General features: G+C 64.6%; 16 protein-coding genes. 12 read left to right on the top strand and 4 right to left on the bottom strand.

The window, feature by feature from the left end; translation table 11 throughout:
• Positions 1 to 3: 3 nt before the first annotated feature.
• The 7 genes from ON44_RS05370 to ON44_RS05340 all read left to right on the top strand — a co-directional run bounded on the left by ON44_RS05370 (position 4) and on the right by ON44_RS05340 (position 7,664).
• Positions 4 to 1,206 (top strand): DUF7373 family lipoprotein, encoded by a 1,203-nt coding sequence (locus ON44_RS05370; protein ID WP_157187060.1) that lies wholly within the window; start codon positions 4 to 6, stop codon positions 1,204 to 1,206.
• Positions 1,207 to 1,489: 283 nt separating this feature from the next.
• A complete protein-coding gene (locus ON44_RS05365; RefSeq protein WP_245567019.1) occupies positions 1,490 to 2,506 on the top strand; it encodes a DUF7373 family lipoprotein in 1,017 nt (338 codons plus the stop codon).
• An 8-nt stretch (positions 2,507 to 2,514) separates the two neighbouring features.
• Complete coding sequence (locus ON44_RS05360; RefSeq protein WP_040686686.1) at positions 2,515 to 3,708, top strand: DUF7373 family lipoprotein; 1,194 nt, start codon at positions 2,515 to 2,517, stop codon at positions 3,706 to 3,708.
• 7 nt (positions 3,709 to 3,715) lie between these two features.
• The gene (locus ON44_RS05355; RefSeq protein WP_040686685.1) at positions 3,716 to 4,927 is read left to right on the top strand and encodes a DUF7373 family lipoprotein; all 1,212 of its coding nucleotides are present in this window, start codon (positions 3,716 to 3,718) and stop codon (positions 4,925 to 4,927) included.
• Between the two features lie 98 nt (positions 4,928 to 5,025).
• Positions 5,026 to 6,627 (top strand): serine/threonine-protein kinase, encoded by a 1,602-nt coding sequence (locus ON44_RS05350; protein WP_040686684.1) that lies wholly within the window; start codon positions 5,026 to 5,028, stop codon positions 6,625 to 6,627.
• Between the two features lie 374 nt (positions 6,628 to 7,001).
• Positions 7,002 to 7,337 (top strand): WXG100 family type VII secretion target, encoded by a 336-nt coding sequence (locus ON44_RS05345; RefSeq protein WP_040686683.1) that lies wholly within the window; start codon positions 7,002 to 7,004, stop codon positions 7,335 to 7,337.
• A 33-nt stretch (positions 7,338 to 7,370) separates the two neighbouring features.
• Positions 7,371 to 7,664: a WXG100 family type VII secretion target gene (locus ON44_RS05340; RefSeq protein ID WP_245567018.1), complete on the top strand. Its 294-nt coding sequence runs from the start codon at positions 7,371 to 7,373 to the stop codon at positions 7,662 to 7,664.
• 97 nt (positions 7,665 to 7,761) lie between these two features.
• On the opposite strand, the gene ON44_RS05335 is transcribed toward ON44_RS05340, so the two are convergent.
• Both ON44_RS05335 and ON44_RS05330 read right to left on the bottom strand, forming a co-directional pair.
• Entirely contained in the window at positions 7,762 to 9,210 is a 1,449-nt protein-coding gene (locus tag ON44_RS05335) for a type VII secretion-associated protein (RefSeq protein ID WP_040686682.1), read from the bottom strand.
• Complete coding sequence (locus tag ON44_RS05330; protein WP_040686681.1) at positions 9,210 to 13,250, bottom strand: type VII secretion protein EccC; 4,041 nt, start codon at positions 13,248 to 13,250, stop codon at positions 9,210 to 9,212. The genes ON44_RS05335 and ON44_RS05330 overlap by 1 nt, the downstream gene beginning before the upstream one ends.
• Positions 13,251 to 13,424: 174 nt before the next feature.
• On the opposite strand from ON44_RS05330, the gene eccD reads away from it, so the two are divergent.
• The 3 genes from eccD to ON44_RS05315 are packed head-to-tail and all read left to right on the top strand — an operon-like array spanning position 13,425 to position 17,113.
• The gene (gene eccD / locus ON44_RS05325; protein ID WP_040686680.1) at positions 13,425 to 14,891 is read left to right on the top strand and encodes a type VII secretion integral membrane protein EccD; all 1,467 of its coding nucleotides are present in this window, start codon (positions 13,425 to 13,427) and stop codon (positions 14,889 to 14,891) included.
• Positions 14,888 to 16,294, top strand: a complete 1,407-nt coding sequence (gene mycP, locus ON44_RS05320) for a type VII secretion-associated serine protease mycosin (RefSeq protein WP_306306464.1) — start codon at positions 14,888 to 14,890, stop codon at positions 16,292 to 16,294. The genes eccD and mycP overlap by 4 nt, the downstream gene beginning before the upstream one ends.
• A 60-nt stretch (positions 16,295 to 16,354) precedes the next feature.
• The gene (locus tag ON44_RS05315) at positions 16,355 to 17,113 is read left to right on the top strand and encodes a potassium channel family protein (protein WP_040686679.1); all 759 of its coding nucleotides are present in this window, start codon (positions 16,355 to 16,357) and stop codon (positions 17,111 to 17,113) included.
• A 1-nt stretch (position 17,114) separates the two neighbouring features.
• Here the strand turns inward: ON44_RS05315 and eccB are convergent, their stop codons facing one another.
• Positions 17,115 to 18,602: a type VII secretion protein EccB gene (gene eccB, locus ON44_RS05310; RefSeq protein WP_040686678.1), complete on the bottom strand. Its 1,488-nt coding sequence runs from the start codon at positions 18,600 to 18,602 to the stop codon at positions 17,115 to 17,117.
• 112 nt (positions 18,603 to 18,714) lie between these two features.
• Here eccB and eccE point away from each other — a divergent pair, with 112 nt between their 5' ends.
• Positions 18,715 to 20,364, top strand: a complete 1,650-nt coding sequence (gene eccE / locus ON44_RS05305; protein WP_051181567.1) for a type VII secretion protein EccE — start codon at positions 18,715 to 18,717, stop codon at positions 20,362 to 20,364.
• Between the two features lie 80 nt (positions 20,365 to 20,444).
• Here eccE and ON44_RS05300 read toward each other — a convergent pair whose 3' ends face one another.
• Positions 20,445 to 21,005, bottom strand: a complete 561-nt coding sequence (locus tag ON44_RS05300; RefSeq protein WP_040686677.1) for an NADPH-dependent FMN reductase — start codon at positions 21,003 to 21,005, stop codon at positions 20,445 to 20,447.
• A 142-nt stretch (positions 21,006 to 21,147) separates the two neighbouring features.
• On the opposite strand from ON44_RS05300, the gene ON44_RS05295 reads away from it, so the two are divergent.
• Positions 21,148 to 21,990 carry an NAD(P)H-binding protein gene (locus tag ON44_RS05295; protein ID WP_040686676.1) on the top strand — a complete coding sequence of 281 codons (843 nt, stop codon included), beginning with the start codon at positions 21,148 to 21,150 and terminating at the stop codon, positions 21,988 to 21,990.
• Positions 21,991 to 22,148: the final 158 nt, after the last annotated feature.

Raw genomic sequence — 22,148 nt, 5'->3', positions numbered from 1 at the left:
CCGATGAACCTTCGATACCGAAACGGCTTGCTCTGCCTCGCAATAGCGGCCGCACTCGCGACGACCGCGGCCTGCGGCGGGTCCGACGACCCCGCCCCCTCGGTAGATGTGTCGAAGTTGGAGGCCGGAAACTATCCGACGACGCCGCGCGATATCGACAAGCAGCGAACCACGGAAACCGGTGCGGTGCAGGAGTCCATCCGGCTGGCCGAGTTCGTGCCGCTGATGATGGATCTGGACAGTCGCCTGGTCTACAACCACCGCCCCTTCTACTTGCATCCGTTCACCCCGCAGAATCCGCCGCGAAACGGCTGGCTCGGCGGATCCGTCGACGACTTCGCCGCGGCCGCCCCCGGCCTTGTCGCCGGATGGACCACCTCGGGGCACCGTAGGAAGGACAACTCGCTCGGGCTGAACATCGATCTCACGCTCCTGCGGTTCTCGAACAACACGCAGGCCAAGACCGCCATGGACGTGTTCTCCGACGAGAAGAACGACAGATACACCCGCAAAGGACCGCTGTCGATCCCCGGCTATCCGAATGCCAAATCCGCACTGAGCCAATACGATGCCGTCGAAACCTGGATCGCGCGCGACGACTACCTGCTATACACCTACGTCGGCAACAGCCTCGCGACCCCACCGGATCCGGCCCCGCTGATCGACTTCACCAAGAAGCTGTTCGACAAACAATTCGAACTGCTGAAGGGCTACACCCCGACACCATCCGACAAGGTCGCACAGGAACCCGCCGATATCGACGGCTTGGTGGCCCGAACGCTCGCGAACCAGCCTGCCGAGGGTTACGCCGACATCACCGGCGCCTACACCCCCCACGCCGCCCTGCACCTAGAAGAACGCCCCGACATCACCGAGCGCGCATTCGACGACGCCGAGGTCGACCTGATCGCCCACAGCGACTCCTCGATCTACCGCACCGCAAACCCCGCCGCCGCAAGCAGACTCACCGCAAGCTTCCTCGACCAACTCACCGGCCTCTTCGAACCCACCGACAGCCCACCCGGCCTACCCACCGCGAAATGCTCGAAGAAGCTCGAAAACGACGCGACCAAATCCCGCAACCTCGTCGAATTCATCTGCTACCTGACGTATGACCGCTACGTAGCCACCATCACCGCCAACCAGCGCCAAGATTTAGACCAAAAGCTCGCGGCGCAGTACAAACTGCTGGCCTTCGGTAGGTAGCCTCCACTGTCCCCGACCGTGACAATTCCAGCCCCCGATGCCGGCGGCTTGCGTCGAGTAGGATCCCGCGGGGAGTATGCGTGCGGGGAGACGGAACGGGGGAAGTGTGAGGTTCAGAGGCGGATTCGTGGCGTTGCTGGCCGTAGTGAGCGCGGGGTGCGCGGCAAGCGTTACGGGGCATCCGGGGCCGGGGTTGGCACCAGTGGACGTGGCGACGTTGAAGACGGGTGCGTACGCCCCGGAGCCGACTACCTATGACCCAAGCATCAGCAGCATTCCCGACATGCGGCTGATCGAAGCGCGCCGGATGCTCAACTACCTAGTACATCCCTATGAGATCGACAGCGATATCAGCGACACGTCGAATCAGAAGTTCATGTCCGACGCCGAGTCGATGATCGGCGAGAAGTACTTTCCAGAAAAGTACCGCCCCGTCGCAACGGACAACAACCTCCTTGCCGGCGTGTACGTCGTGGGCAGCAATGACAATCTCCGCAACCACAAGAAGTTGATCATCTCGGTCCTGCGCTTTCCGACCGATGCGGCAGGTCGTGCCGCCACCGACCAGTTCGATCAGGTCGCGAACAGTGATCCGGGCCGACATCCGGTGCCGATCCCTGGGCATACGGATGCTCGGGCATCGTCCGCGGACGACCGAACGGTCATCTCGTTCACCGCACACGGCCCCTATGTGATCGTGGTGAATACCGCACTGCCCCAAGCGAACCGGGCCGCGATAGCGACCAATATCGGAAAGGTCATCGACCTCCAGGTCACCCGATTGGACCAGCAGAAGCCCATACCGCTGGACGATCTCCTCGACCTGCCCACTGATCCGGACAGCATCATGCGGCGAGCCCTGCCAGAGGCCCCGGATTACAGCGACCCGTTCGTCGGCAAGGCGGACTTCGGCTACTTCGAACCCTCGGGCGAACTGCACTTCGAACGCAACCCGATCGATATTCAGAAGGCGTTCGAGGAAAGCGGGGTCGATCTAGTCGGCCGCCGCGGCGCGATCATCTACCGCGCGCGTGACCTACCCAGCGCCTTCCACCTGCAGTCCGCGCTGGCCAAGACCGGTAGGAATGACGAAGTACTCGCACCGCCACCGGGTCTTCCCGACGTCCGGTGCGTCAAGCTTGATACAGCGACTGATAACAGGAGTTTCGACCAGTTCTGCGCTGTGGTCTACGGGCGATACGTAGCCGTCGTCGTCGCAAGAGGATTCGCAGGGGCGGTAGACCCGGTGCTGTACCAACGTGCCGCCGCTCAGTATGCGATTCTGGCGAAGAGTGAGTGAGTCCGACCATGCGATTGCGACACAGCCTGTACGCCATCATCGTCGTGGCCATCGCGGCGACCACCGCCTGCGGTGACAGCCAGGGCACAACCACGCCGACCATCGACGTTGCCGAACTGGATTCCGGCAACTATCCGACAACACCGCGCGATATGGAAACAACACGCACGCCCGACTCGGGAGCCGATCTGGAGTCGATACGGCTCGGAAACCTGGTACCGCTACCTTTCGATATAGACGGGAAATTCGCTTTCCAACGCCTGGCGACCATCGATGGGCGGACCACCCTGAAATCCCCGGCGACCATCTCGTCGATCGAAAACGAGGAATTCCCCGATCTCGCCCAAGGACTCGTCGCCGGGTGGGAGACGACGGGTGAGCGCCGGAGCCCATTCTGGCTCGGCAGTTCGGTGATCATGGATACGCTCCGGTTCGCCGACCAGGGCAAGGCCGAGACCGCGGCTCGTCGCCTTGCGGACCGTCAGGCCGAGGTGCTACCCGGCGAGACCGTGACAATCACTGGGCATCCGAATGCTCGCGCGAAATGGTCGCCCAGCAAACGGACCCTCGACTCATTCCTCGTGCACGACGCCATGCTGCTCTACGTCTATATCAACGATCCGGTGAGTGAACCTGTAGATACCGCGCCGCTGATCGCTTTCACCCAGGCGGCCTTCACCAAACAGATCGAGATGCTGAAGGACTACTCGCCGACACCGATCGATCGGCTCGCATCCCTCCCGATGGATGTGGACGGATTACTCGGCCGGACGCTACCGCTCGAAGAGCGGCAGAAGAGTGTCTCCGGAATCGATCGCACGGTGCTGATGCCCGGACACGTCGCGCTGCATTCGGAGAACTTCCCAGCACTCGCCAAGGCCGCTTACGACGATGCGGGCGTCGATCTGGTCGCATACGCCGGTGAGAAGGTATATCGCACACGGAATTCGAGCAGCACCGTCCGACTGATCGCCGCCATGATCGATCAGAAGGCCGATGGATATCGTCCGGTCGACGCACCCCCGAATATGCCCGACGCCAAGTGTTTCGATGTCAAGGATAAAAAGGGCTCTTCGCTCAAGTATCCACCCGTGTGCTATCTCGCGTACGACAGATACGTCGCGCGGGTCCAGGGAACCAATATGCAGGAGGCATACCAAAAGGCCGCTGCGCAATACAAGTTACTTGCTTACGGGCGTTAGGGGAGGCATGAAGCTCGCTACCAGGCGGAGGGGCATTCGAACGGCGGCGGCGCTGCTGACAGCCGCCACACTCGCCACCGCATCCGCAGGCTGCGGCTCGCAGGTGACCGGTCAGCCGGTCCGAGTCGAACCCGACGTGTCGAAGCTCGACGTCGGCAACTATCAGACCGAACCGCGTCAGATCGGTAATGCCAAGAGCGACAAACAGGCTCGAGCGCGCGAGGCACAACGACTCGCCGACTACGTGGCACTGCCATACGAAGCCGATCCTTCCTACGTCGAGGATGCTTGGGGCATCGCGACGCACATCGTCCTCAACCGAAAGCCCCTCGGCAGCCTCGTCATCAACGACACCTTCGATGACGTCGCGAAAGACCTTGTGGCGGGCTGGGTCAACGCTTGGAAAACCGGTGGTGCGCAAGAAGACAAGCGACGCACGCTGAACATCGCGGTGCTGATGTTCCCCGATGCGCAAACGGCGTCCGCGGTCGGACCAACCCTCGAACACGACGACTTCACCTATAACGTCGACAACCAGCCGGCTCCGATCTCGAAGCCGAATACGTATATGCACTGGCGGCCGGACATCTCCTCCATTGGCTCGTGGACGGTGCACGATCGGTACGTCGTCTACATCAAAGTGGTGGACGATACCTCGACACCCAACCTGCCCGCATTGACCTCGCAGGTCGAGAAGATGCTCGATGTGCAGCTTCCGCTGCTCGACAAGTTCCAGCCGACTCCGGCAGGTGAGCTCTCGCATATCCCGCTCGACCCACAAGGTTTGCTCGGCCGCACCATACCCAGCAATCCGGAAAGACCCATCCGCGCAGAACCCGATGGCATTTTCAGCGGCCGTGGGACAGCGTCGTTGATGAATGCGAGCCCGGAAACACTGCCGGAGCTGGATAAGCACGGCGTAGATCTGGTGGCGTTCGGTGATGCCGTCGTCTTCCGAACCAAATCGCTGAAGGATGCGGAAGGTCTCTGGACGAAGTGGCAGCCACTGAAGTCCGACCAGAAGCTGGTCGATTCTCCGGCCGGACTCGGAGACCATGTCGAGTGCTTCGCGGACGGAGTAACCGACAAGCTTCCGACCGGGTCTATGAATCTGTGTCTGTTCCAGGTCGATCGGTACGTCGTGCAGGCCTTTGGCAAGCAACTGCAGGACCTGCACCAGAAGATCTCTGCGCAGTACGCCCTGCTCCAGAGCCGCTGAGGACGGTGCGGATGCGACTCGAATACCCAATGACGACTTGCTAGATTTCTCGCGGAGGCTCACGTTTTCGGGCCTTCGACATTATTGAGGAGGACCGAATGGCGTTGCGGCCCGGCGCAATCGTTGGAGGCTACCGGGTACTGCAGGTTCTCGGCAGCGGCGGCATGGGCACGGTGTATCTGGCCCAGAACCCGATCCTGCCCCGCCGCGATGCACTGAAGGTACTCAGTGCCGATCTATCCACCGATGACGAGTTCCGCGCCCGGTTCGAGCGCGAGGCGAATCTGGCCGCCGGACTCGACCATCCGAATATCGTCGCCGTCTACAACCGTGGCGAGGAGAGCGGCCAGCTCTGGATCGCCATGCAGTACATCGATGGAGTCGATGCCGCGGACGAGGCCAGGAAAGGCCCGTCGGTGATGACCCCGCAGCGCGCACTGCGCGTCGTGTCCGAGGTCGGCAAGGGACTCGACTACGCGCACCGGCGCGGTTTGCTGCACCGCGACGTGAAGCCAGCCAATTTCTTGCTCTCCGCTGCCGAGGAAGGCGACGAGGAGCGGGTACTGCTCACCGACTTCGGTGTCGCGAAGTCGTCCGAGGACGGCCAAGACCTTACGGCGACAGGCAATTTCATGGCCACCGTCGCGTATGCCCCACCTGAGCAGCTGGTCGGAACCAGCCTGGATCACCGTGCTGACATCTACAGCCTCGGTTGCTCGTTCTTCAAGCTGCTGACCGGTCAGAATCCGTATCCGTCGACCATGCCCGCCGTGGTCATGATGGGGCATCTGCACGAGCCTCCGCCGAAACTGAGCGCGGTCCGGCCCGGTCTGCCACCCGCACTGGATGCGGTGATCGAAAAGGTTATGGCCAAGGACCCGGAGCAGCGCTACGCGACCTGCCGCGAGTTCACCCAGGCGGCCGAGGCGGCGCTCTACGGCAATCAGTTCCGCGCGCCGGAGGCCGGGTACGCGACCGATGCCCGCATGCCCGTCGCGGGCTATTCGAATCCGTCTATCCCGATACCGGTCGTCGGGGATCCGTATCATTCCGGCCCCGGATACAGCACCCAAACCCACACTCCCACTACCGGATTCATGCCGCGCGAGAATACGGACCAGAGCCTGATCGCGACCAAGCGGAATCACACCGGACGATCGCCCGCCCGTCGCTTCCTGGTACCCGGTGTACTCGCCGTGGTGGTGGTTGCCGCCATCGCGGCGGGGACCTTCTTATTGACCAAGGGCGGATCGGATCCCGGCGGTGGCGGCGACAAGGTGGCCCAAGCCCGCAATGCCAATCCGCAATTCGCGGGAAAGACGGTCACCGCCTTCAATTTCGGGAACTCCACCCTCTCGGTGGTGCTGAACCCCAGCGAGCAATCCAAGTTCCTGCAGAATCTCGGGTTTGTCTACAGCCCCAAATACAAAGCCGTTGGCGACGAGAAGTCACCGCGTGCACTGTCGGCCGCGAGCTATACGACGGACGTCGATTCCGAGGTCGTGATCGTGCTGCGGACCGACAGTCAAGCCGGTAACGGAGGTATGCGCGGATTGCCGGGCGGCATCCTGTCCAGCAACGCGAAAATCGTCGTGGTCGACGATCCGTCGTCCGTGCAGGCGTTCCAGGTGTGGACCGGGCAATCCCAGGACACATTGGCCGACAAGATGGTTCCCACGATTGCCAAGATCGTCAAGTAACGCGTCGGACGTGCCCCACGGCTCTCATCGAACTGGGATCAGTGTTGTAGACGCGACACAGCGCTGTTCGGTAGGGTGTTCGCAGCCAGCCCACTCGCCAGTTCAGGTGGCCGCGAAGGGGGAAGGAGGGGATCGGTGTGCTGGTGGCGACCGAAACGACGATATTGCGGTCCGAGATATCCGGGGGGATCTCTGAAGCCCTCCGACCGTGATGTAGCCGGTCGACAACGCTACAGCGCCCGTGTGACGCGATGGAACTGCCAGATTCTCTAGAACTGGATGGAACCGAACGGGCCGAGGACGCGTCCAACCATATGAACGCGGTCAACTCGCAGTCGGGATGTTGACCAGAACCAGAACCAGGAGCAGAAGCGATGACTTCACCAGGGAATTTCGTTGCGGATACCGAGGGTATCAATGCGAAGGCGAAGGAGTTCATGGAGCAGCACAACAGCCTGAACGCCGCGATCAGTCAGCTGAAGACCGACGAGGACAACGTCACGAACGGCGCCAACTGGCAGGGCGCGGCCCGCGACGCCTTCAATGCCTTCATGGAGCGGTACTACTTCCAGGCCTCCAAGATGAACGACCAGCTGATGCAGACCGCCGACAACCTGCTCAAGATGAGCAACCAGTTCTCGGATCAGACGCACGATTTCGCCTCGAAGATCCAGACGCAGGTTTCCAGCCTCGACCTGCCCGCGGTCTAATTTCCAGAATCACGCCACATAGGAGTCTGAATAATGAGCATGGACAAGCCGATCTCCGCCAATTTCGACGGCGTTGCGGACGGTGCCCGCCAGATCCTCAACCGCGCCGAGAACATTCGGAACGAGCTCGAGGCGTTCGAGAAGAAGGTCAAGGCATTCTTTGACACGCAGGGCGGTCAGGCCAAGGAGGCCTTCGAGCAGTACCAGACGACGTGGAACCAGCACGTCGTCCAGCTCAACACAACGCTGAGCGGTGCCGCGACGCTGATCGACAAGGGAAACTCCGAATTGCAGGGCACGGACACCGCCCTCGCTGGCCTCTTCTGAGTTCCGATACGAACTATTCGTGGCCCCCGGTGGTTTGCCGGGGGCTCGAATTGTTTCTGCGCCGAAGGCGGTGCACCCTGTACTGGGACAACACCGTTCAGGGACTCACCTGTACCGAGGCCGCGAACTGCTCGCAAGGTTGTTTGATCGACTCGAAGCCACCGATGTACTGGCATCCGGTGCTGACCTGAAGTCCGTGCTCGACCAGCACATGCCAGCTCACCGTCGAGCCGTCGCCGGGTTGTTCGGTGTAGGCGAGCCCGGACTTACCGCCGAAGACCACGTCACGCTTCAGATCGCTCAGCTTGCCGTTGGGCTGCTGCTTCATCTGGGTTTCGAGATTGGCGGCGACCTGCTCGTATCCGGTGCCGGGGGCGACCGGGGTCTGGATCAGGGTGATGCGGGCACGGGTGCCGTCCGACGGGACGAGGTCGACTCGCGATTTGGTGGGGTCGATGGCCTGCGTCAGGCGCCACCCTGATGGGATCTGAAAGCGTACGCGTCCAACGGTTTCCGATGATGACTTCGAGGTCGTCGGTGGTTGGGTGACCGGCGACTGCGCAGTCGTGCCTGCGGCCGCTGATGTGCTCGCTGCCGAGACGGCAGGGGTATCGTCCGAGCCGCCGAATGCGAATACGGCACCGGCAGCCACTGCGGCGACCACCAGCACTCCGGCAATACCAGCGATCGCATAGGCCTTGGTATTTCGACCGGGCGGCTGCATGGCCGCGGCCCGCTGACGCAGCGGCTGCATCCACTCGGTGGTCGGCAATGGCGTGACTTCGGGCTGATATTCGGGTTCCTGCTGTGGTCCACGCACCAGATCCGCACCCGCGGTCGGACGCACTTCGATCGCCTGTGTGCAGACCTGTTGCACCGCCGAACGAATCATGTCCAGCTTCGCCGGATCCGAAACTCCGACGGCCTGAACAAAATCGGCTGGCTGACCCGCGAGCACGCGATCGATGAGCTCGCACAGATCGTAGAAGCCATTCGACTCCGGCTCGACATCGGCAACGGCGAGATTCGGTTCGTGCTCACATGATTCGATTCCGATGCCCTGATGGCTGCGCACCACGGCGGTCGCGGTGGTCGCGAGCGGGCCGCATTCCAAGACGACCGTGCGGCGGCTGCGGGTAGTGCCGACATCGGCGACCACCGCGCGGATCGCCATGTCCTCGAACACCACATCCGCGGCGAAGCGGCGGGCAGCCTCGGCGAATACCGCTCGCCGACGACCACCCCATTCGGTCGGAACTACAACGGTGAGCTGCGCACACGGAACCGGGACACCGAGGTTGCGCATCACGGTGCCGACCACCGAGCCCATCACCTCGGCGAGACTCGGCACGCGCGGCAGCAAGGCGATCCGATCCGCCGCGACGTACTGGACGGCGGAGCTGACCTGTGTCGGCGGCGTAAGTGGTTCGCCGACAACGAGATCGCCGTTGCTGCCGAGCACCACCGAGGGCGGCACATCCCAATGTGTGGCAGGACCGCGCGCCCAGATACGGGTGTCGGTCACCACCAGATCGACGTTCGACATCACTCGGCCGGTGGCATCCAGGCCAGCTGAATCAAGCCCTCACTATTGCGCGTGACGTAGGTGCCACGCCCCGGCGGTTTGATACCGGGCCGGGTGCTGCCGAAGAGTACGCCCTCGTCCTTATTGCAGCTCATGACCAGAGCGGCCGAACCGAGATCCTTCATCCGCGCCACCGTCGCCTCGTACATGGCCCGGCTGGCGCCACCGGAGCGCCGCGCGATGATCACGTGGAAACCGAGGTCACGCGCATGCGGCAGGTGATCGACCAATGCCGACACCGGGTTGCCGCTGGAGGAGGCGACCAGGTCGTAGTCGTCGACGATGACGTACAGCTCCGGGCCACGCCACCACGAGCGGTCGCGCAACTGCTGTGGCGTGACGTCGGGTCCCGGCGTCCGCTGCGCGACATAGGCGGCGAGATCGGCCATGTTCTGGGTGAATTGCGGTGCGGTGGAACCGTATCCGGCGAGGTATCCGTCGGGCACGAGTCCCAGCATTGTCCGTCGGTAATCGCCGAGGATGAAGCGCGCCTGGTCCGGGGTATTCGACGCCGCGATGCTCTCGATGATCGACCGCAGCAATGTCGTCTTACCGCTCTCGGTATCACCGAGGACGATGAAGTGCGGGCTCTCGTTGAAGTCGAGATAGACCGGCGCCAGCTCGGATTCATTGATACCGAGCGGAATTCGCATGCACTTGACTTCCGGGTCGACCTGCGACGGCCAATTGCCCGCGAGCTGCAGCAGTTGCTCGCGCGGCAGCATTTCCGGCAGCATCCTGGCCGCGGGCGCGGGGCGGCCCGGGGTCAGTCGGGCGATGGTCGCCACCGCATCGGCGACGGCCTGGCCGAGGTTGTCCTGATCCGCGCTGCTGTCGATGCGTGGCAGACCGGTGAGCATGTGCAGGCACTCGGGCGTCATACCGCGCCCCGGACGGCCCTGTGGCACAAGCGAAGCGAACTTGCGGCCGAGATCGGAGTCCATGGGGTCACCGAGGCGGAGCTCGATGCGGGTGCCGATCTGGTCTTTGAGAGCGGGGCGGGCCTCCGCCCAGCGGGCAAGGGCGATGACCACGTGGACGCCGTAGGACAGGCCCTGGACCGCGAGGTTCATGATGGGCTGTTCGAGGGGGTCGAAGTCCTGGCGAATCGAGCCGAAGCCGTCAATGACGAGGAAGACATCGCCGAACGGATCCTCATGTGCCCCAGCGGCTCCGGGGCTGCTGGCCGGGTCCATGGCGCGGAGGCGGCGGAATTCGGTCATCGACTCGATGCCGAGTTGACGGAACCGCGCCTCGCGCTGGCGGACGATGGTGGTCATTTCGGCGATGGTGCGGCGGACCTTGTCCTCGTCGAGACGGCTTGCCACCGAACCCACGTGCGGCAGGCCTTCGAGGCTGGCCAGGGTGCCGCCACCGAAGTCGAGGCAGTAGAACTGCACCTGCTCGGCCGTGTGGGTGAGGGACAGGGCCATGATCATGGTGCGCAGCGCCGTCGACTTACCCGACTGCGGACCGCCGACGACCGCGACATTGCCTCGTGAACCCGACAGGTCCACGACGAAGGGGTCGCGACGCTGGTCGTAGGGGCGGTCGACGATGCCCATGGGCGCACGCAGGGTGGCGACGGCGGAGTACTCGCCGGTGAGCACACTGCGCGGGATGAGTTGGTCGAGGGTGGGGGCCTCTTCCAGGGGCGGGAGCCAGATCTCGTGAGCCGCGCGACCGTGGCCGCGGATGCGGGAGGCCAGCATATTGAGGTTGGAGATCTGTTCGCCGTCCTCGGACTGCGGTTCGGGATCGTGCGTCGGCTCGGACGGCAGCGGGACCCGGTCGATGGCGCGGAAGTCGACGTGGGTGGCGGTGAAAGGGCGTGCCTTGATGTCGATTTCGCCGCCCGCGACACCGGCTTGGGTGACCTCGCGCTGGGAGCCGCCGCCGACGTAGGGGCCGGAGACGTAGGAGGCCTGGAAGCGCTGGATCTCACCGGAGTCGGACTTGAGGTAACCGCCGCCGGGGATGCCGGGCAGGTTGTAGGCGTCGGGGACGCCGAGGACCTGGCGGGATTCGTTGGCGGAGAAGGTCTTCAAACCGATGCGGTAGGAGAGGTGGCTCTCCAGACCCTTCAGCTTGCCTTCTTCGAGGCGCTGCGAGGCCAGCAGCAGGTGCACGTGCAGCGAGCGGCCGAGGCGACCGATCATCACGAACAGTTCGGCGAAATCCGGGTGCTGAGTGAGCAATTCGGAGAACTCGTCGAGGACGACGAACAGCGCGGGCAGCGGATCGAGGTCGGCACCGGCGGCGCGCGCCTTCTCGTATTCGGAGACGTTGGCGAAGTTGCCCGCCTGGCGCAACACTTCCTGGCGGCGGTTCATCTCACCGGCCAGGGCGTCGCGCATACGGTCGACGAGGTCGGCTTCCTCTTCGAGGTTGGTGATGACGGCCGCGACGTGCGGTACGCCGTCCAAGCCGAGGAAGGTCGCGCCACCCTTGAAGTCGACGAGCACCAGGTTCAGCTGGTCCGGCGAATGCGTGGCCAGCAGGCTGAGCACCAGGGTGCGCAGGAATTCCGACTTACCGGAACCGGTCGCGCCGATGCACAATCCGTGCGGGCCCATACCGCTTTCGGCGGCTTCCTTGATATCGAGTTCGATGGGCGCGCCGTCCGCGCCGACACCGAAGGGCACGCGCAGCCGCTCGCGGCCGTAGCGGGGACGCCAGGCGTGCTCGGGATTGAATGTGCCGATATCGCCGAGCTTCATCAGCTGGGTCCAGGTCGAGATCACTTCGGCGTCATCGTGTTCGACATCGCTGCTGCGCTGGGTCGCCGCGCGGTACGGCGCGAGCCGACGAGCGACCTGCTGGGCCTGCTGCGGGCTGATCCGGTCGATCAGCGCGAAACGCTCCTGGTTGCCGGTGGCGCCGCGACCGACGCATTCACCGTTCTCGACCACCATCTTGATGCCGCGCGAAACCGCCAAACGCGGTGCGTAGCCGCACAAGTCGATGATGGTCACGCCCTCGTAACCGGATTCGCGAAGTTGGTCTTCTTCGGCTTCGAGCAGACCGCCGTCGACGACAATGACGATGTGCACCAGGTTGGCGTTGGCGGGCTGGTTACGGGAGTAGCGAACGCGGTTGGCCAGCAACGGATGCAGGCCCGCGGTGGCCTCCCGGATCGAGCCGTAGAACATGCGCTGGGTGCCGATGCCGTCCTGCGCGTCCGGATGCTGGGTGTGCGGCAGCCACTTGGTCCACTCCCATTCGCGGGCGGTGTCCGGACCGCAGACGACGGCGATGAGCACCTGGTCCGGTGCCTGGAACATGCACAGCTGCAAGAGCATTGCGCGGGTCATATCGCGGGCCTCGGCGCGGTCGCCGTCGAGTGCGATGGTCGCGAAACCCTTGACCGCGATCGCGGTCGGCAGATCCGGAACCGTGGAATGCGCGCGCACGAAGCGACGCAGCGAAACCGCCGCGATCGGCTCCAATTCCTCGACCGGACCGGTCTCCGGCGCGACCAGACGGGTGGCCAGGCGCTGTCCGCCGATGCCGATGCGGGCGTGGCAGAAGTCCTTGTCCCCGGCGCGGCGTTCCCACATGCGGGAAGTTCCGGCCAGCATCCAGATCAGGGCCGGCTCCGGATGGCTCCATTCGACGGAAGCGCGCTGCTGCGTGGCGGTCTGGTCGACGTCCTTACGGACCTGGTCGAGGTAGCGCAGATAGTCCTTGCGGTCCTCGTTCGCCTCGGCCGCCTTCTGTCCCTTGCCGCCGCCCTGACCGGCGAACATGCCGACCATGGAGACGACCATCATCATCGGGAACATCATGCTCATCGGATTCGACGCGATGCTGCCGCCCTGCGTGAACAGCAGCGCCATCATGCCGACCATGCCGACGACCATCACGACCGGCATCAGCTTCGATACCAGGCTGCCCGGTGTCACCCTTGGGATTTCGGGCGGCGGCTGCAGCGTGACCTCACCACCTGGCGAGCGCGGCATCTCGCGACGCGCACGCCGCTGGAACCGGACAGTACTCATCGGACGAGATCCCCCTCTTCGCAAGCTGCACTTTTTCGGCCTCAGTGTAGAGGGCACAGCTGACATGTCGTACAGTTCGACCAGCATTCTGCTGCCCGAACGGTGGGTTCGCAAGCTTGGCCCCCTCGCGCACGGGACGCGGAAATACGAGGTAGAGACCGAGTTGGGGGAAGCTTGACGCACGCGCGACTTGACCACATCGACGAAGAATCCTCGCGCGGCATCGTCCGTGCGCCCGACCTTGCCCGGGTCACGATTCTCGCGAAGCACACCCAGGTGGATATGGCGATTCCGGTCGATGTGCCGGTCGCGCTGGTGATTCCGAGTGTCGTCGATATGGTCGCTCAACACAGCCGCACCAACGATTTCGACAATGAGGGTGAACGCTTCGAGCCCGCCGAATGGGTGCTGGCCCGAATCGGCCATCCGCCGTTCTCCAATTCGCTGAGCCTCGGCGAGCACGGCGTGCGCGACGGCGAGCTGCTCATGTTGGAGAGCGCCTCGCATACCGCGCCGACGCCGCTGTTCGACGACATCATGTACAACGTCGCGATCGCCGACGCCGATCACTACCGCAGCTGGACCCCGAAGGTCGCACGGATCACCGGTTCGGTGCTCGCCGCACTCACCATGATCGTCGGCTGCCTCGGTCTTTTGCTGTCCAAAGACGCACTGCCGGGCTGGATCAGCGGTTCGCTCGCGTTGACCGTGGCGATTCTGCTGGTGGTCGCGGGCATGGTGCTCAGCAGGATGTACGGCGATACCTCGACCGCGCTGGTGCTCGGCGGCTGTGCGCTGCCCGCCGCGTTCACCGCCGGAATGCTTTATGTGCCAGACGATTACGGGTGGGCACATCTGCTGCTCGGTTCGGTATTGGCCGGCGCGACAGCGGTTCTCGCATGGCGCGTCACCGGCGTCGGACTCGCGCTGTTCATCGGCACGGCCACGCTCGCGGTGTACGCGGTACCGGCCGCGCTGGTCGGCGTGCTCACCGACCAGCCGGAAAAGGCCATCGGCGCCGTCGTCGCCGCGCTCGGGCTCGCGGGTCTCTCACTCGCGCCGCGGGTTTCGATGCTGCTGGCCAAGCTGCCGCTGCCGCCGGTGCCCTCCCCCGGCACCCCGATCGACCCGACCGAGGACGATCCGGACGATCACCGCGCGCTGCCGACCATGGATGCGCTGCGGGTGAAGTCGGAACGGGCCCGGATGTACCTGGCCGGACTCGTCTCGGCGACCACACTCCTCTCGGTGGCCGGCGCGTTGGCGGGCGCCGGCCCCGGCGCGGAGGATCCGTATTGGCCGGGTATCGCCCTGGCGCTGGTGACCGCCGTGGTGCTGATGTTCCGCAGCCGGACCTACGCGGGCGCCGAACAGGCCGTGGTGCTGATCGCGGGCGGCGCGTCGATCGTGCTGATCATGATGGTCGGCGTGGCCGTCGGCATGGAGCAGCCGCTGGCCGTCTTCGGTGCGGCGATGGTGGTGCTGGTCGCAGCGCTGATTCTCGGCATCATCATTCCGAACCAGTCCGCGACACCGCCGATGCGCCGTGGCGTCGAATTGCTCGAGTACGCGTTCGTGGCCGCTGTGCTGCCGCTGGTGTTCTGGGTGGCCTCGCTCTATTCGCTCGTTCGCGGGCTGTGAACAGGCAGATGCGCGTCGCGGCGGCGGCCGTGGCGTTGGGCCTGAGCGCGTCGTTGGGGCTGGGGGCCGGTACAGCTTCCGCGGATCACCCGCCCGCGGTGAATCCGGGTCTGCTGCCTGCGGGCGATCCGGCCGCACCGCCCGAAAAGACCGAGCGGCCAGCGAATTCCGACTGCTCGAATACGTTGTCCGGTGGCGAGGGCGCGACGATTCCCACCGCGCAGCGCTCTCTCGATCTGGAAAGTGCGTGGCGGTTCTCCAAGGGTGAGGGCCAGACCGTCGCGGTCATTGATACCGGTGTCGCGCGGCATCCCCGGTTGCCGGGACTGATCGCCGGTGGCGACTTCGTGGCGAATTCGGGCGACGGCACCGAGGACTGCGACGGGCATGGCACCTTTGTCGCAGGCCTGATCGCCGCTTCGAAGATCGACAATCAGGGATTCTCCGGTGTCGCGCCGGAAGCGCGCATCATGACCATCCGTCAGACGAGCAAGATGTATCAGAAGGAAGGCCGGTCCAGGGAGCGCAATCCCGACGACCTGCCCGAGGGCTACGGCAATCTGGCCACCATGGCCTCGGCGATCCGGCGCGCGGCCGATGCGAACGTGAGCGTCATCAATATCTCCGAGGTGTGGTGCGGCTCGTCCAACGATGTCGACGGATCCATCGGCGCGGCAGTGCGATACGCGACGCTGGAGAAGAACGTGGTCGTTGTCGTGGCGGCCGGAAACCAGGACGGCTCCTGCAAGACCGAACAGCAGATCATCGATCCGGTGAATCCGGCCGCCGATCCGTGGAGCAATGTCAAGGTCAATGTGAGCCCGGCGCGCTGGGACGACTATGTGCTCTCGGTGGGCTCGATCGATTCGAACGGCGCACCGTCGAAGTTCACGGTGCCCGGGCCATGGGTGAGTGTGGCTGCGCCGGGCGAGAATATGGTTTCGCTCGACCCGCGCGGGACCGGTACCGCGACCGGCACCGTGAATCAGCAAGGGCAGCAGCAGGCGATGAGCGGTACGAGCTTCGCGACGCCGCTGGTATCCGGTGTGGTCGCACTGGTACGGGCCCGCTTTCCAGATATGAGTGCGTTGGATGTGGTCAAGCGGATGCAGGCCACCGCGCACGCGCCCGCCGAGGGTTGGAGTCCGTATATCGGGTACGGCGCGGTCGATCCGGTCGCTGCGCTGACCGATGAGGTGGGCAGCACGCCGCTGCCGCCCAAGCGGCCGAGCCCGGCCAAGAGCGCCCAGCTCGCGGTGCCGAAACCGGCGCCGCCGCCGGATAATCGGGCCCGCAATGTCGCGCTGATCGGCACCGGGATCATCGGGACCGCTTTGGTGCTCGGCTACCTCGCCTCGTTTCCGATCCGCCGCAGGTTCGGCGTCAAGTCGGACGATATGTAGCGTCTTCGTGGCAAACGGCGGTACATAGGGTGTCGCACCCGATCGATACAGGTAGTTCCCATGCACGCAGTACAACACGACGGCGGACAACCGAGCCGTAGACAAGCCTGGGAACGCACGACCGGCATCCCGATGCTGGTGCTCGCTGTGCTCTTCATCGGTGTCTACGCCTGGCATGTGCTGGATACCGGAGCGTCACCGCGACTCGATGCCTGGCTCGAGCGGGTCGACATCATTATCTGGGCGGCATTCGTCACGGACTTCGGCATCCGGACCTGGCTGTCCACCGATCGCTGGCGATTCGTGCGTACGCATCCGCTGGAGCTGTTGATCGTGCTGTTGCCGCCGTTCCGTCCGGTGCGACTGCTGCGGGCGGCGCTGCTGGTGATCGACCAGCTCAACCGCAATCGGGTGACCCGGGCCCGGCTCGCGATATTCGTCGGCACCAGTTCGGCACTCACGCTGGTGCTGTGCAGTCTGGCGTTCTTCGATGCCGAATACGGCGCACCCGATAGCAAGATCCACAACTTCGGCGATGCCCTGTGGTGGTCCATGGTGTCGGTGACCACGGTCGGCTACGGCGATGTGTATCCGGTGACCGTGCAGGGCCGCATGATCGCGCTGATCCTGATGACGCTCGGCATCGGCCTGATCAGCTTCGCCATCGGCACCACGACCAGCTGGGTGATGGACCAGCTGAAGGCCGTCGAGGTGACCGCCGACCGCACCGAAGTGGAGATCACGATGCTGGTCGAGGAAATCCGCGCGCTACGAAGCGAAGTCGCCGAGTTGCGCGCGGCCTCGATGTCCGAGGACTAGCTCAATTCGCGGAGGCGACAGGTGATTTCGAGGGTGACGGGTCTGCGGCGACGCCGTCGTGGGCGACCATGGCATCCGCGCGGGCCAGGCTCGGACCGGCTGCGAGCAGGCCGACGATCGGCCACGGTGCCGGTTCGGCCTTGGTGCCCGAATCCGAATCCATACCGAGCGCCTTTTCGGCATCGGAGTCCTTGATGCCGTAGCGGACACCGGTGTCGGCGATGTAGAACTTGCTGTCCTTGCGGCGGCTGTCGGGTTCGATGCCGGTGGTCTGGACGAAGGCGCCGGTGGCAGGCGGGATGTAGACCGAATCGGCGTTGGCGCCGGAGCCGTCCGCCTGGGCCAGCGGTACAAGTTTGGCGTTGTCCGGAATCGGCAGGGCCACACCGATGAGCACCGTCAGTTCGGCACGCTTGCCTCCATCCTTGTTCTCCGCCGCCGCTGGGATCGGTTTCCAGGACAAGCAGCTGACCGGCTCATCCTTGGCCTGAACGAGCGTCAGAGCAGACTGTGGATAGTCGCCGACTGCCAGCGCTCCAGAGACGTCCGCGCGGGTCCGCTCAGTCTGTTCGATCCAGCTACTGGTGGACGTGGTCGGATTGCTGTTGCGGATGATTTCGGCGGTCAGTCGCGAAACCGGCTGCAGGCCGTCCCGCAGCACCACATAGTTCAGGTCGGGCTCGCTCGGCACCTGTACCACATCGCCGATCCGATGGCCACTGACCGAGTAGCTCACCGAGCCGCCCGGGTCATTGATCGTGGGCCGAATGATCGGCAGCACTTCGGGAATCGTATTGAGCAGGCCCTCGCCGATCGGCCGAGCGGTGGCGCCGGTGATCTTCAATGCGTCGGTGACGGCGCGGTCCTTGAGGTTGACGCGGGCGCGCTTACCGTCGTAGACCAGATACGCCGAGTCCTTGCCCTGGACCAGCAGCGCCCGGTCTTTACCCATGACGGAGGCCTTCTCGCCGAGCGACAGACTTCCGGCGAGCACCGAGGTGGTGAGGTCGTTGCTGCCATCCACCTTCATCTGATCGCAGACAGTCCAGATCCGGCCCTTGCCGTCCTTGTCGAAGCGCAGCGAAGAGGGCGCGCCCGGAATGCCGATCAGCTGGCCACGCGCCTTCTTGCCGATCTCGGATTCCTTTACGATGACGGCCTTTTCCGGCGATCCCGCGGCCAACCGGGCCGAGGCGAGATTCAGCGTCGGATGCACCACATCGTTGATCACCACGTAGACAGCGCCGGATTCCTTGCCGATCAGGATCTTGTTACTGCCTACCTTGTCCTGCGGACGCAGCAGTGCGAGCACACCACAACCGGCCAGCACCACGATCGCCATGATCAATCCGGCCGCGTAGGCGCGGGACTGCGAGCGCATCGGATCGTGCAGCATGCGCACGTCCCGGCGCACCAGCGCGTGTTCCATCCGGCGGACCAGGAAGCGGTAACCGCTCACCTGCCACCGAGTAGTGGGTTTTGAAGGCATGTTTCCCTCCCCGAACAATGCTCACGTTCGCGGAACACAGTACAGTTCTCGAGGACTATTGTTCAGCTCGGCCGCTGCGATACGGCCGATACCGGGTACTTGGGGGACGACGATGGCCGAACAAGCCGGCGCGGGACCACGCCCGCTGCTCGGGCGCATCTCACTGCGAAATCTGTTGATCGCGCAGGTGATCGGACTCGTTGCCGGACTGCTCGCCCTGTTGATCGGGCTCGGCGCCTGGCCCGCGTTGGGCGTCGCGGTGGTCGCCGGACTGCTGCCGCTGATCCCGATTGCCAAGCGCACCATCCTGGATTGGATCGCCACCTGGTGGCGCTACCTCACCCACGGCGATTACGAGCTCGGCGATACCGTCGACTTCCGCGGCTCGGACGGTCGCTCGCTCGGGCTGTACTGGGACGGCAGCCGGGTTGTCACCGTCGTCGAGGTGCTGGCCCCCAAGGGCGGGCTGACCCGGATCGCTCGCACCACGGTGCACGCCTCACATCTGCTGCCGCTGCCGGAATTGGCGAAATGCCTGAACCAGCACGACATTCTGCTCAGCGGTATCGACATCATCAGCCACGGTCACCGCAGCCGCTCCGGTACGCCCGCGGGCAAGATCTATGAATCGCTGCTGGGTCCGCTGCCCGCGACCGCGCACCGGAATGTGTGGCTCGCCATCAGTTTCGACGCGATCGCGTGCCCGGAGGCCGCAGCCCGGCGCGGTGGCGGCAGTGAGGGTGCGTCGCGCGCGGTAACCATTGCGACGCAACGCATTATGCGCACCCTCGAGGACGCCGACTGCAGCGCCCGCATCCTTACCGCACCCGAGATTCGCAAGGCGGTTCTGCAAGTCACGCAGGGCTTCGATCCCCGCACGTTGACCCACCGCTGGCGGTATGCCGAGATCGGCAACAGTGTGAATATCGGTAGCGCGGTCGACCCGAAGCGGCTCGGCTCTGATCTGCTCTCGCAGCTGTGGGTCGCGCCGTCGCGCGGTACGACCGTCGCGGTGCGGCTGCGTCCCGGTAGTTCGGCCGAATCGGTGACCATCGGCGCGGCTTGGCGGCTGACCACTCGGGAACTGCCGGAGCGCACGAAGCTCAAGGGTCTGATCTCGATGAACGGGCGGCAGCGCGATGGTCTGCTCGCGCATCTGCCGCTGGGCATTCCGGATCTCGACGACGCCGTCCCGGTGACCGAGTACCCGATCGATGTGATCGGCGCACTGCATTTGCCATCGTCGGGGTGCGGTCAGCTGATCGGCTCGGATGACGAGGGGCAGGGTGTCGCGGTCCGCATTGTCGGTACCGGTATTTCGACGGTGTATGTGGCCGGTGAGTTGTATCTGGCTCAGCAGTTGGTGTTCCGCGCGTTGGCAGTCGGTGAACGCATCCTGATCCGTACCGATCGGACGCATGCCTGGGAGAACCTGGTGACGACCATCGGGAATCCGGAGCGGCTGCAGATCGCGGTGGAGACGCATCAATCCGATGCCGGGTTCACCGCGACGGTGGTCGATGGTGTGCTGGCACCCGCACCGCACGCAGGTGTCACGACGATCTATGTGACCGGAGATCCGATGGGGTGGCCCGCGACTCGGCCGGACCTCTCGATCCACCAGCCGGGGGCCATCGGGAATCACGTGGTGCTGCGGACCGGGACTGCTCAGGTTGATCTGACGTTGGTGTCGATTCCACGTGAGGCGACGTATATCGGGCATCCGCGGGGACGGCGGGCTATGGCAGGGAGTCCGCAGTAGCACCCCTGGCACTCCTTCTGGCGGAGGCACACCCGCTGCAACGGATGTCGTCACGCAGGGGTGCGCGGCCGCGGGGGTGGTCAGCCTGGATAAGGGTCTGTGGTGCGGGCAGCACGGAGAGTTCTTGCCCACCAAGCCAATTGGCGGATAAGGCGGTCGGCGGCGTCTATGGCGGCGCCGTCCTGGGTGTTGCCTGATTTGTCGAATTGCTTTTTGGCCTGATGGAAGCTGACGGTCTCGCGGATGGAGACCATGTGGATTTCCGCGACTACCTGGCGGAGTTGTTCGACGGCGCGCAGGCCGCCGGAGAGGCCACCGTAGGAGACGAAGCCGATGGGTTTGGCGCGCCACTCGTGTTTCGCGTTGTCGAAGGCGGTTTTCAGGGACGCCGGGTAGCCGTGGTTGTACTCGGATGTGATGGCGACGAACGCGTCGGCGGCGGCCAGGCGCTGGCGATAGGCCTCGACCTCGGGGGTGACGGTGAGGTCCGTGGGCAGTGGGGTCGTGAGGAGATCGATGACGCCGGTGTCGAATTCGGGGGTCGCCCGGACCGTGCGCAGAAACCAGTCGGCGACTACCGGAGCGAATCGCTCCGGGCGCGTGCTGGCCACGATGACCTCTAGCCGTAGCGGAGTATCCACTGCGCGAGCCTAACTCCGTGTGCCGACGGTACGGTCGAGGCGGCTGCGGCGATCTCGATTCATTCGCGGGATCGGTCGACGCGTGGCTCGGTGATTCCGCATGATTGACGGGGCAACTCGGTACGACTCTGGAGGAGACGGCATGATCCTGGTGACCGGTGCGACCGGCAATATCGGCACGGAACTGGTTGCGGCACTGAGCAATTCCGGCGCCGCCGTGCGCGCATTGGTCCGCGATCCGGCGCGGGCGCAGCTGCCCGCCGGTGCCGAGGCGGTGACAGGCGATCTGAACCAGCCTGAAAGCCTGACCGAAGCCCTGGACGGGGTCACCGGAATGTTCCTGCTGCCGGGCTACGCCGACACTCCCGACCTGCTCGCCCGTGCGAAGAAGGCGGGCGTCCAGCACATCGTGCTGCTTTCGGGTGGTTCGGCCGCGCTCGAGGATATGAACAACGCGGTTTCCGCATATATGACGCAGGCCGAGCGGGACGTGCGCGAATCGGGCTTGGCGTGGACCTTTCTGCGCCCGCGCTCGTTCATGTCGAATGCGCTGCGCTGGTTGCCGCAACTCGAACAGGGTGATGTGATCCGCGCCCAGTTTCCCGATGTACCGGTCGCCGCAATCGATCCCGCCGATATCGCGGCCGTCGCGGCGGTCGCCCTGACCGGCGGCGGGCTGGCCGGGCGCATCCTCGAGCTGACCGGCTCGCGAGCGCTCGTGCCCGCCGATCAGGTCGCGGTGCTCGCCGAAGTGCTCAACCGGCCACTTGTCTGCCAAGGCTTGACGAATGCGGAGACACGGGCCGAACTCGAGGCCTCCATGCCGCAGCACTACGTCGACGCATTCTGGAGCTTCTTCGTCGACGGCACCCTTGACGAATCCCAGGTCTACCCGACCGTGCGAGAAGTGACCGGCCGAGGACCGCGCACCTTCGACCAATGGGCCCACGCCCACGCCGACGCCTTCGCTCCCTCGAAGGCGTGACCGATCGCAGTATCTATTCGACGGCAGGCCCATTGAACCCGGACGACGGATACCGAATGGGCCGCGCGAACCGATGCCCTCGCGGCGGCAGGGCCGAGCGACGCGCGCTCGACAAAGCACATTCCCGTACAGACGCAGCGTGCTCGATCGAACACAGC

Source organism: Nocardia vinacea NBRC 16497 (assembly GCF_000308835.1).
Taxonomy (GTDB): Bacteria; Actinomycetota; Actinomycetes; order Mycobacteriales; family Mycobacteriaceae; genus Nocardia; species Nocardia vinacea.
Note: the sequence above shows the minus strand (reverse complement) of the source record. Positions and strands in the feature narration are given on the sequence as shown.